The sequence below is a fragment of the Klebsiella pneumoniae complex sp. WS1778 genome (genome assembly GCF_049472055.1).
In the GTDB taxonomy this organism is placed as follows: Bacteria; Pseudomonadota; Gammaproteobacteria; order Enterobacterales; family Enterobacteriaceae; genus Klebsiella; species Klebsiella quasipneumoniae.
Window position 1 is genome coordinate 254,955 of sequence record NZ_JBKGTJ010000005.1, and the last position, 12,947, is coordinate 267,901.

General features: G+C 55.9%; 11 protein-coding genes. 5 read left to right on the forward strand and 6 right to left on the reverse strand.

The window, feature by feature from the left end; translation table 11 throughout:
* Positions 1–31: 31 nt before the first annotated feature.
* The 4 genes from ACLEXF_RS21185 to ACLEXF_RS21200 are packed head-to-tail and all read right to left on the reverse strand — an operon-like array spanning position 32 to position 3,980.
* Positions 32–889 carry an ABC transporter permease gene (locus ACLEXF_RS21185; protein ID WP_053810870.1) on the reverse strand — a complete coding sequence of 286 codons (858 nt, stop codon included), beginning with the start codon at positions 887–889 and terminating at the stop codon, positions 32–34.
* Positions 889–1,719: an ABC transporter permease gene (locus tag ACLEXF_RS21190; RefSeq protein ID WP_004206325.1), complete on the reverse strand. Its 831-nt coding sequence runs from the start codon at positions 1,717–1,719 to the stop codon at positions 889–891. Before ACLEXF_RS21190 ends, ACLEXF_RS21185 begins: the two co-directional genes overlap by 1 nt.
* A gap of 60 nt (positions 1,720–1,779) precedes the next feature.
* Positions 1,780–2,919 carry an extracellular solute-binding protein gene (locus tag ACLEXF_RS21195; RefSeq protein WP_004206323.1) on the reverse strand — a complete coding sequence of 380 codons (1,140 nt, stop codon included), beginning with the start codon at positions 2,917–2,919 and terminating at the stop codon, positions 1,780–1,782.
* 29 nt (positions 2,920–2,948) lie between these two features.
* Positions 2,949–3,980 (reverse strand): ABC transporter ATP-binding protein, encoded by a 1,032-nt coding sequence (locus ACLEXF_RS21200; protein ID WP_004206321.1) that lies wholly within the window; start codon positions 3,978–3,980, stop codon positions 2,949–2,951.
* 162 nt (positions 3,981–4,142) lie between these two features.
* On the opposite strand from ACLEXF_RS21200, the gene ACLEXF_RS21205 reads away from it, so the two are divergent.
* The 3 genes from ACLEXF_RS21205 to ACLEXF_RS21215 are packed head-to-tail and all read left to right on the forward strand — an operon-like array spanning position 4,143 to position 6,701.
* Positions 4,143–4,913 (forward strand): MBL fold metallo-hydrolase, encoded by a 771-nt coding sequence (locus ACLEXF_RS21205; protein WP_004206319.1) that lies wholly within the window; start codon positions 4,143–4,145, stop codon positions 4,911–4,913.
* Complete coding sequence (locus ACLEXF_RS21210; protein ID WP_004206317.1) at positions 4,910–5,929, forward strand: LacI family DNA-binding transcriptional regulator; 1,020 nt, start codon at positions 4,910–4,912, stop codon at positions 5,927–5,929. The genes ACLEXF_RS21205 and ACLEXF_RS21210 overlap by 4 nt, the downstream gene beginning before the upstream one ends.
* 10 nt (positions 5,930–5,939) lie before the next feature.
* Positions 5,940–6,701, forward strand: coding sequence for an inositol monophosphatase family protein (locus ACLEXF_RS21215; RefSeq protein WP_374747721.1), 762 nt, complete (start codon positions 5,940–5,942; stop codon positions 6,699–6,701).
* Between the two features lie 38 nt (positions 6,702–6,739).
* Here the strand turns inward: ACLEXF_RS21215 and iraM are convergent, their stop codons facing one another.
* A complete protein-coding gene (gene iraM / locus ACLEXF_RS21220; protein WP_004206315.1) occupies positions 6,740–7,093 on the reverse strand; it encodes an anti-adapter protein IraM in 354 nt (117 codons plus the stop codon).
* A 550-nt stretch (positions 7,094–7,643) separates the two neighbouring features.
* Positions 7,644–10,067, reverse strand: a complete 2,424-nt coding sequence (bamA, locus tag ACLEXF_RS21225; protein ID WP_064187833.1) for an outer membrane protein assembly factor BamA — start codon at positions 10,065–10,067, stop codon at positions 7,644–7,646.
* A gap of 624 nt (positions 10,068–10,691) precedes the next feature.
* Here bamA and ACLEXF_RS21230 point away from each other — a divergent pair.
* Both ACLEXF_RS21230 and ACLEXF_RS21235 read left to right on the forward strand, forming a co-directional pair.
* Complete coding sequence (locus ACLEXF_RS21230) at positions 10,692–12,452, forward strand: tannase/feruloyl esterase family alpha/beta hydrolase (protein WP_374747723.1); 1,761 nt, start codon at positions 10,692–10,694, stop codon at positions 12,450–12,452.
* A 33-nt stretch (positions 12,453–12,485) separates the two neighbouring features.
* On the forward strand, positions 12,486–12,854 hold the full coding sequence (locus tag ACLEXF_RS21235) for a helix-turn-helix transcriptional regulator (RefSeq protein WP_017900112.1): 369 nt from the start codon (positions 12,486–12,488) through the stop codon (positions 12,852–12,854).
* Positions 12,855–12,947 lie beyond the last annotated feature (93 nt).

Consider the following 12,947-nt stretch of genomic DNA (forward strand, 5'->3'; position numbering starts at 1 on the left):
CGACGGGAAGCTTTTTCGTTTTCTGCAGCTCTTATTTCCCCAATTTCGCCATCATCTCCGGACGCATAAATTTATGGATCACCACCATAAAGAGCAGCGATGGCACCAGCAAAATCAGCGCGGTAATCGACGAGACCTGATAGTTACCCGACATGCTGGCGTTATAGAGCAGCAGCGGCAGCGTAGTGATATCCGGCGCCCCGACGAAGAAGGTGCCGGTAAACTCATCCAACGACTCCAGAAAAACAAAGATGCAGGCGGCAACGATCCCTGGCGCCGCCTGCGGCAGCACGATGTGCCAGAAGGTATACACCGGTCCGGCGCCCAGGTTACGCGATGCCCGCGCCAGCAGCGGGTCGATGGCTGAAAACGCGGCCACACAGATCCACACCGAGTACATCAGACCATGGACGCTATGCACCAGCACCACCCCCGCGATAGTTCCGTTCAAGCCCCACTGGTAAAACAGACGAGCAATATTCATGTATACCGTCAGGTTGGGAAAGGCCTGCGGGAGGAGAAACAGCAGCATAAACAGCACCCGCAGCGGCATTTTCCGCCGGGAAAGCGCATAGCCGGCGGGAACGGAAATCAGCAAACAGACCCCCACCGACAGCAGGGCGATCAGTATGCTGGTTAACAGCGAGCTGGAGACATCGCTGTACGGATTGAAAACCTGATACCAGTACTTCAGGCCCCACTGGCTGGGCAGCGAATGGGGAAAATACCAGCTTTCCGCTACGGTCCAGATCAACAGGTTCAGAAGCGGGCCAAACATCGCCAGCAGCATAAACAGCAGCAGCAGGCTCTGCAGCACCGGGCTGGCGTTCACTTTACGGCGTCCTCTTACCCACCATGACGGAGAGGAAGCAAGATTCAGCGCTTTCATCATTCACCGCCTTTTTGCTGCAGGCTATGGCGCAGGTAAAACCACGACAGCGCGCCGCAGATCGCCAGCGACACCACGCCAAGCGCATTCGCCACCGCGTAATCACCATAGGAATTGACGCGAAACGCCATATCCACGGTCAGCATCGTCGGCGTCCCCACGCCGATCATCAGCGGTACCGACAGCACCGACATCATGGTTACCGTCGACAGCACCAGCGCCACGCCGATGGTCGGCAGGACCTGCGGCAGCATAATATCGAACAGCAACCGCGGCCGGGAGGCGCCAAGGTTACGTGCGGCGAGGATCTGCGACGGCTCCAGCGCCGCCATCGCTCCGCAGATCAACAGCGTAGCAAAGGCCAGCTGCTTCCAGACAAAGGTAATGACAATTCCCTTCCATCCCAACCAGGAGAGGGTCTCCAGCGGCCTGACCAGATCGGCCGCCACCAGCGCATTGTTCATCAGGCCATTTTTGGCGAGAAAAGTGCGCATCATCTGAGCGACGACGATAAAAGGAATAAATAGCGGCAGGCGATACAAAAAACCCAGCAGGCGAACAACGGGCCGGCAAGGCGACAGCGCAATCACTGCCGACAGGGTAATGGCGATCAGCGCTAACAACGCCACCGAGATCAGCACGATAAGCAGCGAAAAGAGCACATCGTTGGCGTAAAGCGCGTAGACCTTGCGAAAATGATCGAGGGTGAACGGCTGTCCCGGCGCGGTAAACGCCGAGACCAGCGAAAACCCCAGCGGATACAAAAACAGGATCGCGACCATCAGCGCGGCCGGGGCAACCAGCAGCAAATATTTTAATGAACTGGACATAAAGAACCTGGCGTTGGCACAAGCAAGCGCCCGGATCGGCGACCCGGGCTGGAAAAAGGGTTAATTGGCCACCTGGCTTTCGTAACCCTCTTTGATATCGTCAAAGTAGGGAGCGATCGGGAAGCTTTTGCCATACTTCGCCAACGCTTCTGGCGAGATTTCGGCAAACAGCTTTTGCCAGGTCGCTGCATCCAGCTTCGGCTTCACCTGCCCGGCGTCGATGCCCGGATACCAGTTGAACTGCTTAACGATCCCCTGCGCCTGCACTTCCGGGCTGGTGGCCAGCGCGATAAAGTCGCGCGCCAGCTGCGGATTCGCCGCTTTCGCCGGAATGACGTAATACATCGGCTGACCCGGCATGCCCGGGGCCAGTAAAGCGAGCTTAATCGATGGCGGCAGCTTGCCCTGATCTTTCCAGCTATAGAACATGTCGACCCATACCGGGCCCATGGCAATCTCTCCCCGACTTAGCATGTCGAGCGTTCCAGCGTTGCCCGGAGTGAAAGTGACATTTTTATTGAATGCCTTCAGTTTCTCATAGGCTTGCTGCCAGCCCTTTTCGACGCTTTTATCATAAGGCGCGGAGGAGAGGCGCTCGGCGTCGGTCCCGTAGGCGTAGATCCAGCCCACCACAAAGCTAACGCCGGACATGCCGTTCTTGATGCCGTTATAGCCAAAAGCCTGAGGATGTTTCTGCGTCCAGGCCACCAGCTCGTCATACGACGCCGGTGGCGTATTGACGAGATCGCTGTTCCAGGCGATAGCGGTCTGGCTTAAGAACATCGGCATGACGTATCCGTCGACGTTAACGCCCAGCGCCTGGGTGGCGCTCGGCGAGCTCACCATGCCGCCGGTCTGAATATCCTGGCGATATTTTTGCAGCAATCCCTTTTCCACCTGCTCCCCGCCCGCCTTCTGATGCACCACGGCGACGTCGATATCCCATTGCTGCGCGCCGCTCTCCTGCTGGGCGCTCAGCTTCTCGCTAATTTTATTCGACCCGGCGTCGCCTGGGCCGGTACCGATCACCCGCACCTTGACGCCGGGATGAGCGGCTTCAAATTTTGGCCCCAGCCAGGTTTTCACGTAATCCACCATATTCTGATCGCCCGCGGTGGCGACGTTAAGAAAGGTGTCGGCCTGGGCGCTAACGCTCAGGCAGAGGGTCGTTAAGATCGCTGCTTTCGTCTTAGTAAACATGGATTGTCCCCAGAATGAACACGCTGATATCACTGTGATAGTGGTAAAGGAAAAATATGGAGGGCCGGCATCGGCACATGGAGCCTGACGCGGCTTTTCGTCGGCCAGCACTGAGCGGAGTCGGCCTGCAGCAGGCGGTCATGACAGCGCACGCTGTGGCGATACAGATTGCCCAGAAACGCGCTCTGCTCCACCATCCCCTCCAGGGCGAGCCCTTCCTGCGGCGCGGGCTGCGTTAATTCAGCGAGCGTGGCATCGGCGCTGCGAAAATAAATGACTTTTTCACCCTGCTGAGCAGCGGATAAACCGGATATTGCGGCAGCGGATATTTCATCAGAGGTTATTTTATTATCGGCGCCCATAAAATCAGCGACGAAGGGTGTCGCGGGTCGCTGATATATTTGTTCCGGCGTGCCGGTTTGCTCAATTCGCCCCTGGTTTAATACCGCAATTCGGTCCGCCATCACTAATGCCTCCTGCTGATCGTGGGTGACAATTAATGACGTAAAGCCGAGTTTCTTTTGCAGAGATTTAATTTCATGGCGCACATTGAGCCGCACTTTGGCATCCAGATTAGATAACGGCTCATCCAGCACCAGCACCTGAGGCTCTATCGCCAGCGCCCTCGCCAGTGCCACCCGCTGCCGCTGGCCGCCCGAGAGTTCGGTCACCTTCACGTCAGCCAGCCCGTCGAGATTGACGATCCGTAGCAGCTCCGCCACTCGCCGTGTGATATCCGCCCCGCGCCATTTGCGCAGCTTCAGGCCATAGCCAATATTGCGCGCCACCGTCAGGTGCGGCCACAGGGCGTAGCTTTGAAACACCATGGTGATATTGCGCTGCTCCGGCGCCTGATGGGTGATCGATCGGCTGGCGATGGCGATCTCCCCGCTTTCCACCGGAATAAAACCGCAGAGGGCATTCAGCAGGGTGGTTTTTCCACATCCGGAAGGGCCGAGCAGGGCGATCATCTCCCCCTGCTCGACCGCCAGATCGATATTATGTAAAACCACTTTATCGCCATAACTAATTTTAAGGCCAGAGATCTTTAAATAACTCATATTCGCTACCTGAAAGCGCTGTTGCGGGCATTTTTTATTGGTATGAACACGTGTTCATTTAGCTGTAAAAAAAATGCAACGTTGACTCGACATGATGTGAGCCTACTTTGTCGGGTATTTATGACAATTTAATTAAGCGACAAAAATTTTTGGCGAGGGTAAATGAAAATAGATGTGCTTGGCTGCGGGAGCGCCTTTTCCTGCACGCAAAATACTTCCGCGTTGCGGGTAATCGACGCGGACAACAAACAGTGGTTAATCGACTGTGGCCCCACCGTTCCCCGCGCGCTCTGGCAGCGCGGCGGCGGGGTCAACGATATCGACGCGATCTACTTCACCCACGTTCATCCGGACCACTGCACCGGTCTGACGGCACTGCTGAATTACTGGAAAAGCGGCTCCCGCCAGAAGCCGTTGATTATCTACTGCCAGCCGGCGCAGCAGCCGGTGCTCAAGCAGCTGGCCGCGCTGGCGAACTGGCCGCAGGCGGAGCTTGGCTTCACCCTCGACTGGCAAGCGTGTCGCGACGCCTGGACGTGGCAGGACTGGCAGATCCGCACTGCCCCCACCCAGCATGAGCTGAGTAATCGCGCCATCCGTATCACCATTGCCGGGCAGACGCTGTTTTACAGCGGCGATGGCCGGCCGACCGCCGACTCGATGGCCCTGATGGCCGGCGCCGGGCTGGCGTTTCAGGAGTGTGCCTCGGTGGCGGCTCTGGACGATGACGCCTCTCATGGCGATTTCCCCTCTTGCCTGATGCTGTTCAGAACGCTGCAGCTCCCGGCGCTGGGGCTCTATCACTGCGAGGATGCTTCCCTGCCGGCGCTGAAGCAGGCCTGCCAGCCGTGGCCGGGTTTATTCGTTTCCCGGGATGGGCTCGCCTTAACGTTGCCGCGTCCCACGTTTAACGACGAGGCGCATATCCTATGAGCCCTGCACCCCGTAAACCCAGCGTCACCGCCCAGGACGTTGCCCGGCGAGCGGGCGTCTCCCGGGCGGTGGTGTCCCGGGCGTTGAGCAGCAACGGCAGCATCTCTCCCGATGCCCGGGCGCGGGTGTTGCGCGCCGCCGAAGAGCTGGGGTATCAGGTTAACTTCCTCGCCCAGGGGCTGAACCGCCAGCGCAGCCACTTAATCGGCGTGATCGTCTCGCGCATCAGCGATCCTTTTCGCAGCGCCCTGCTTGATGCCCTGCTCAACGAGATCCAACGCCAGGGCTTTCAGGCGCTGGTGAGCGAGATCCATAGCGAGCAGGATCTGGCGCACACCCTGCGCCGTTTCGCTCAGTTTCGCGTCTCCGGAGTTATCGTTACCTCCGGCCAGCCGCCGGAAGCGCTGGTGAACGAGTGCGTTCAGCAGCATATTCCGGTGGTGGGCATTAACCGTCAACCGACGATCCCCGGGGTGGATTATGTCTGCTCTGATAACGCCGCTGGCGCCGAGCTGGCCGCCGACCAGCTGTTGCGCAGCGGCTGTCGGCGCTTCGGCTGGCTCAATATTCACCCTTCCACCTGGGCCGGACGCATGCGCGGGGAAGCGTTCAGCCGGGCGCTACAGACGCGCGGAGTGGACATCGAACGCGACCTGGCGCACCTCGCCTGTCCGGAAGAGGGCTACGTCGGCGGTGAGCAGGCCGCGGCGCTCGCTGGCGAGGTGCCTGAGGGGATCTTTTGCGCCAATGCCCAGCTTGCCTGTGGCTTTCTCGATGGAATGCGCCAGCGCGGCAAACAGGCGCCTGAGGATTATCAGCTGATTGGTTTTGATAACACGCCGCCGACCGCGCAATATAGCTACCAGCTCACCACCCTACATCAGGATGTGGCGGCGATTTCCCGCCAGGCGCTTACCCGGCTGCAGGAGCGCGCCGCCGACCCTTTACAACCTTCACGCACCACCTGGGTGGAGGTGACGTTAATTCACCGGCGCACGTCGCCCTTTGTTATCTGAGAGCAGGACTATGACGGAAGCACAACGAGAGTCATTATGCGCCTTGATTCACCAGGCTGGCGCCCACGCCCAGGCGCTGCGCGATGCGGGATTACAGGTCGATAAAAAATCGCGCCAGGACTTTGTGTCGCAGGCGGATCGCGCGGTAGAACAACAGATTAAAGGCTGGCTGCAGGCCCATTTTCCCCAGGAGGGTTTCCTCGGCGAGGAGAGCGGTTTTGCTGGCGATGAACAGACCGTCTGGGTGCTCGACCCTGTCGATGGCACCACCAACTTTATCCTCGGTATGGATTACTGGTGTATCTCGCTGGCACGAGTATGCCAGGCCGAGCTGACGCTTGGCATTATCTACGCTCCCGATCGCGATGAGTTTTTCTTCGCCGGCCGCGGCGAAGGCGCGTATCTCAACGGCCAGCGTCTGACGCTACGCGAACCGGATCCGGATGCGGTGGTGGTGGGTATGGGCCGTTCCAGCCGCGCCCCGGCCAGCGACTACGCCCAGGCCATCGCGACCCTGCTCGACGCCGGCCTGGAATATCGCCGCTTCGGCGCGGGGGCCCTGATGCTGGCGCATGTCGCCGCCGGCCAGCTCCATGCCTATTATGAAGCGCATATGAACAGCTGGGACGCGCTGGCAGGCATGCTGTTGATTGAGGAGGCGGGGGGAAAGTGCAATGCGTTTCTCGCCAATGAGGGTCTGCGGCGAGGCAACCTCGTGCTGGCGGGCTGCGCAAGCGTCCAGCCGCGGCTGGCGGCCCTGCTGGCGAAATAACGCCACGCCGCCGGCGGCTGGCCGGCGGCGTGGACTGACTACCGCCAGGGTTCGCTGCGGGGAATATTATTCGGACAGCGCTTAATTGCGCAAAAGGACTGGTAAAAACAGGAGTCAGACCGCTCGCCGCCGGCATGGTATGGGCAAGATGGCCGCTCACGTAATTTTTCCCATTGCGCCTCATCGTACACCGTAATATTGTAGATTTTTAATGAATGATACTGGTCATTAATTAAAACTCTCGAGGAATAGAGCTTCATCGACTCGCCGGGCAGCAGGATCACATCGGCCTCGTACCACATGATAAATTTTAAGAAACGCAGACTGGATATTGCCGAGAAGGCGATGCCGGATTGCGGGCAGATCAGAGTATTAAGAATAGTCCATTTCATATTCCTTCCTTATACAGATGCTACAAATTGTTACCGTATATAGTGATAGCATTCATTATTATAAACCGCAAGCGTCCCTGACAATTATGTGACTTAAGACAATTCCTAACAACACAACCCATTATTAGTAACGTTTCATTTTCCTCTCGAAATTTATGATTAGGCCCGATAAAAAACAGCCAAATTAACCTTAAAAAAGAAAATATAATAAAAAATAAGATAATATAAACTTAATTGACAATACGTCTTAGTCCCTCTGGATGAGGCCTCAGTCATTGGTATTAGATGATGCAGCACTGAGCATTACCCGCGGTTGGCAAGAAAAGAGGACCGTAGCAGGCAGCTATTTATTGCGCGGTTACCTCGTCGTACGTCACCAGCTCCGCGAGGCCCTCAGACCGCGCTCGGGTAAATGTCGCGGGTGTCCCGCCAGATCGCATTCCTTAGCGCTAATATCGACATAGCGATTGAGCATATTCTGCTCAATCGCTATGTCGGAAGACAGTCCACAGAATATTGCCACGCCGGTCTAACAAGCCCCGCTGAGGCCCTACCAGGTTTTGCCGATATTAAACTGAAACTGTTCTGCTTTATCACCATCGTACTTTTTAAACGGCTCTGCCCAGGAGAAGACCAGTGGACCAAGGGGAGACATCCACTGCACGGCAATCCCCGCGGAGAGACGAATATGACTCGGATCGCCGTAGTCAGGGATACCTGCCGCCAGCGTCTGCGTGGTGTTGTGCCAGGAGGTGCTCCAGACCGTCCCCGCGTCAACAAACAGCGAGGTTCGCAGACTATCGGCGTATTTGTCATTCACAAAGGGGGTTGGAATGATAAATTCGCTGTTCAGCACCGCCATGGCATTCCCGCCGACCGCATCAGACGAGGCGTCCAGCGGGCAGGCGCTATAGCTGCTTTCGCTACCATTGCAGCGGTAATAGGCCGCTTTAGGCCCAATGGTGTTAGAAGAGAAGCCGCGCACCGACGACGAACCGCCAGCGTAAAAGTTATCGTAGAACGGCACACTTTTGCCGTCTAACCCGCCAGCATAGCCTGCGCGCAGGCGTTCCATCCAGACCCAGCGCTTGTTTTCGCTCAGCGGCAGATACTGGGCGGTGTCAAAAGAGAGTTTGTAGTAGCTATTATCCGAACCAGGGAGCGTCACTTTACCGCTCAGGCTGCTCTTGTTTCCCGCACGCGGGAAGAAGCCGCGATCGAGATCGTTGTAGCCCCATCCAAGACTCAAAAAATAATCGTTGGCGCTATATTTTGCGCCACTGTCGCCATCTTTCGTCACCACGCTGGGCTCGATTCCCCGAGAGCTGAGGTAGCGCCAGGTCGTCAGCTCCGGATCCATATTGGTCAGGCGATTATGGACATAATCCAGCCCCAGGTTCAGGGAGTTATTTTCGCTAATGGGAAACCCTAGCGTACTGCCTAAGCCATAGCTCTGCTGGTTATAGCTCCCGGCATCCGCATCGGAAGCATCATAGCTGTTATAAAAAATCTTTCCGCCCAGGCTGATGCCATCAACGGTAAACCACGGGTTCGTCGCCCCCAGTTCAAGATAAGACTGATAGCTGTTGCGCGTCCCATTGAAGCTCACGCTATTGCCCGTACCCAGCCAGTTATCCTGCGTCACGCCAAGCTGATAGCTCACGCCGCTATCCGTACCAAATCCCAGGCCCACGTTGAATGAGCCGGTGTTGCGCTCCTTCACCTTGTAGACCACATCGACCTGATCCGCCGTTCCATTGACCGGAACGATCTGCTGTTCAACGTTCTCAAAAAAACCCGTTCGATCAAGACGTACTTTCCCTTGCTCGACTTTTTCGTTGTTGAGCCACGCCCCTTCCATTTGGCGCATTTCACGACGTAACACCGCGTCCCGGGAGGTGTCGTTACCGGAAAAGCGGATCTGGCGTACCGAGTAACGGCGGCCGGCGTTGACCTGAATATGCAGCGTCACACGATGATGCGCGTCATCGATTTCCGGCGTGGTCGTCACCTGCGGCCAGGCATAACCATACTTACCAAAACGCTTTTTGATCTCATTTTCAACCGTGGTGACTTGCGCCCCGCTATACCATGCCCCCGCCAGCGGCTGGGCAAGGGCCTCGATCTCCGGTCCATGCTGCGCCAGGTCGCCTGTCACCTGAGTTCGGTCGACCTGATAACGTTCGCCTTCATTGAGGGTGATGGTGATATACAGGGATTTTTTATCTGGCGTCATACTGACCTGCGTGGACTGGATCGCAAAGCGCGCATAGCCGCGATCGAGATAAAAACTGCGCAGCGTTTCCAGATCGGCTTCCAGCTTCTGTTTCTGATATTTTTTATCCGCTACCACATTCCACCACGGCACATTATCGCGTAGCTGAAGCTGGTCCAGGAGCGTCTCTTCCCGAAACGCCTGATTACCGATAATGTTTATTTGTGCGATTTTCGCCGATACGCCTTCCTGAAAGACGAACGTTAAGTCAACGCGATTACGCGGTAACGGTGTCACCACAGCGTGAACCTGCGCGCTGTATTTCCCCGCGCTGTAATAGAAATCCTGCAACCCCTTTTCTATTTCGCTAAGCGAATTTCGATCCAGTGCGCTACCTGCTGAAATACCTGTCGCGGTGAGATTTTCCTTTAACGCATCATCCTTCACCGACTTATTCCCGGAAAAACTGATGCTGGCAATAGTGGGCCTCTCCTTAACCTGCACCACCAGCGTTTTCCCATCGCGCAGGATCTGCACATTCTCGAAATTGCCGCTCGCATACAGCGCGCGCACTGCCTCGCTGACTTCCTCTGCCGTCACCGCTTCTCCCGCGTGCAACGGCATACTTAATAGCGCCGCCCCGACGGTCACGCGCTGCAGCCCTTCAAAACGGATATCATCAACTTGATATGAGGTTGCGGCGTACAGCGTTAAAGGGGTAATCAATAATCCGCTGATGATATGAGTCTTTTTTAACATGAATGTGTCGTCTACGAGATAATGAGCAATAGCAGTTATCTGCTGGCGTTGAGCTTATTTGTTCAGGATGCGTATCTAAGATATGCGACAGAAATAACCTGAGCGAGGCGCAGAATTACATGCAATTATGGCGACAAAATGGAGAAAAAAAGGATGTTAAATCATGTTTAAAAATATATTTAATGATGGAACTTTTCCTGAACGCCGTGGTTCTAATGGCCAACACCAGAGCTATATTTAGATTTACCTGAACGGTCTTTATTGAAAAATCCCCCTTTCTTGCTAATGGAAAGGGGGAAGGATCTCGTTAGGAATGTTGTTCTCTGGAATCACCAGGAACAGGCACAATCATATTCTTAAAGCCAGCAGATATAATGAAGAGAAATTGAATAAATTATGCAATCGACATCACAACATTTTATCTTGTATTCACCACCAGACGCCGATGGCGAACATCTCCATATTTTCCTCAAAATAGCAGAATACAGTAGGGACGCCTTATCAAGGCATCAAGGAAAGTCTATCGTTATCTACAATAGCCAAGCAGTGGCGCCTCGCCAGGGAAGGTGAGGCATAGGCTTCACCATCCTGCCGCCTCCCATCATCAATTACAGGGAATTGCGTATGTCACGCTTACTTAAAACGATCTTACCCATCATTATCTGCACCCTCTTTGGGTTATCGTTCGCTTCGCCAGCGCAGGCTGCCTCCAGTCTGCCGATTGTTCTCCCCGCGCTAACATGCGATGCGCTAAGCGCTACCGACTTCAGCGCCGCCGTTGGCGCAAAGGTCACTATCAACCACACTGAAATGCAGACCTCCGCGCAGGGAAGCTGGTGCAAGGTGAGCGCCACTATCGCCCCCCAGATTGGCGTGCAGATTGCCCTGCCGACCCAGCGCTGGAGTCAACGTTTCTTGCAGGTCGGCTGCGGCGGACTGTGCGGGAGTATTAACCTGAGTCTGTCGAATGCCAGCGGCTGCCTGCCGGCAATGAACGGCGAGTTTGTGGTGGCAGCAACCGATATGGGGCACCATGGCAGTATGATGGATGCGTCATGGGCCGAAGATCCGCAAAAGCGCATCGATTTTGCCTGGCGCGCCAACCACCTGACCGCAGTGCTGGCTAAAGCGGTGATGCAGACGCTTTACCGCCAGCTGCCAAAGTACGCGTACTTTATGGGCTGCTCAGACGGCGGTCGCGAAGCATTGATGGAAGCGCAGCGCTTTCCGCAGGATTTTGACGGTATCAGCGCTGGTGCGCCAGCGGCCTTTTTCCAGTTTCAGAACTCCTTCTTCCACGGCTGGAATGTGGCCGCCAATCAGCGTCCGGACGGTACCGCTATCTTGTTGAAAGATCGCTTACCTTTGATTCACCAGGCCATACTGGCTCACTGCCCGACGCTTTCCGGCGTGCAGGACGGCATCCTGCAAAACCCCTATGCCTGTCAGTTCTCTGAGACTTGGCTTCCCCGCTGTCCTGCCAACGCTCAGGACCGTTCCGCCTGCCTGACACAGGAAGAGATTGAGGTAGTGAAAAAGCTCTACCGCGGCGCTTACGACAGCCACGGCGCCCAGTTCGTCGCTGGCGGTCTTCCGCTGGGCTCCGAGCTACGCTGGCCGGTGCCGGAGACGCCAACCGGCCACTCAATGTCGGAAATGATGGTACTACCGGCTCTGCAATCCGTGCTCCTGCCGGGAGGAAAACAGAAGATCCAATCGATGCGGGATTTCCCACTTAATCAGCAGAATTTTGACGCCGTCGCTCAACTGGCACCGCTCTATAATGCGGCAAATACCAATCTTCATGCCTATCAGCAGCGCGGCGGCAAGCTTATCCTCTGGCACGGTCTGGTCGATGACTCCGTCAGCCCAGCCTTTTCTATCGCCTATTACCGCGGCGTAGAAGCAGAGATGGGCCATGCCGCAACGGATTCCTTCCTGCGGTTATTCCTGCTGCCTGGGGTAGCACATTGCGGTAATGGCGAAGGTTACGATCAAATTGATCTCCTTACCCCGCTGATGCGCTGGACCGAGGAAGGCATCGCGCCGCAGGAGATTATGGCCGGCAAACGGGCGCCAGCCGCCGCCAGGCTGCCGCCGATGACAGAAAAACCAGATGCCCAAACGCAGTTTCACGGCGTGCAGAAAGTCAGTCAGCCTTACGCTGACGCCGCTCCAGCCGTTATCGCAACGCGTCCGGTGTATCCCTTCCCGGCCATTGCCCGTTATAACGGGCACGGCAACGTGAATGACGGCGAAAATTATCATGCAGAGCAATCAACCGCGTTTGGTCATCTGCAGGTGGCAAAACCCGCCAGCGACTTTATTGGCCCTGATAACCAAAAAAATTATCAGGTTCGCCACGGCGAGCTCACCGTTCAATAAATCCAGGGCTCCTCATTGAGGAGCCCTTCGTTTTTGGGATTGGCCTCAATCATGCATAGCAAAACGCTCCAGCAATCGGTATTAAGCGACCTGCTCTTGTGGATCGATAATAATCTGGATAAGAAACTGACCGTCGACGATCTGAGCGATATCTCTGGTTATTCCCCCTGGCATTTGTTTCGGCTCTTCCGTCATTATTTTGATCGATCGCCGATGGAATATATCCGCCAGCAGCGCATGTCGCTCTGTCGCCGTTTATTGCTGACGACGCCTGGTTACCGTATTGTCGATATTTGTATTATGGTTGGTTATGACGATCTCAGTGCGTTTAATCGTACCTTCAAAAAATATCATGCGCTCACCCCCACTCAATATCGTCATCAGGTCACCCGGCAAAAATAAGGAAGGTCCCCCTCCTCCGCATCGCTGCGGTTGGGAATGGAAGGGGGGCAGGGGGGTATTGCAGAAGGGAAATAGCAGGGTGCTATTATCGAG

What these genes read in the sequence shown, in the direction of transcription:
- ACLEXF_RS21230 (WP_374747723.1), top strand. Translation starts at nt 10,692, where the DNA reads ATGTCACGCTTACTTAAAACGATCTTACCCATCATTATCTGCACCCTC.
- ACLEXF_RS21205 (WP_004206319.1), top strand. Translation starts at nt 4,143, where the DNA reads ATGAAAATAGATGTGCTTGGCTGCGGGAGCGCCTTTTCCTGCACGCAA.
- ACLEXF_RS21195 (WP_004206323.1), bottom strand. Translation starts at nt 2,919, where the DNA reads ATGTTTACTAAGACGAAAGCAGCGATCTTAACGACCCTCTGCCTGAGC.
- ACLEXF_RS21190 (WP_004206325.1), bottom strand. Translation starts at nt 1,719, where the DNA reads ATGTCCAGTTCATTAAAATATTTGCTGCTGGTTGCCCCGGCCGCGCTG.
- bamA (WP_064187833.1), bottom strand. Translation starts at nt 10,067, where the DNA reads ATGTTAAAAAAGACTCATATCATCAGCGGATTATTGATTACCCCTTTA.
- ACLEXF_RS21215 (WP_374747721.1), top strand. Translation starts at nt 5,940, where the DNA reads ATGACGGAAGCACAACGAGAGTCATTATGCGCCTTGATTCACCAGGCT.
- ACLEXF_RS21185 (WP_053810870.1), bottom strand. Translation starts at nt 889, where the DNA reads ATGAAAGCGCTGAATCTTGCTTCCTCTCCGTCATGGTGGGTAAGAGGA.
- iraM (WP_004206315.1), bottom strand. Translation starts at nt 7,093, where the DNA reads ATGAAATGGACTATTCTTAATACTCTGATCTGCCCGCAATCCGGCATC.
- ACLEXF_RS21210 (WP_004206317.1), top strand. Translation starts at nt 4,910, where the DNA reads ATGAGCCCTGCACCCCGTAAACCCAGCGTCACCGCCCAGGACGTTGCC.
- ACLEXF_RS21200 (WP_004206321.1), bottom strand. Translation starts at nt 3,980, where the DNA reads ATGAGTTATTTAAAGATCTCTGGCCTTAAAATTAGTTATGGCGATAAA.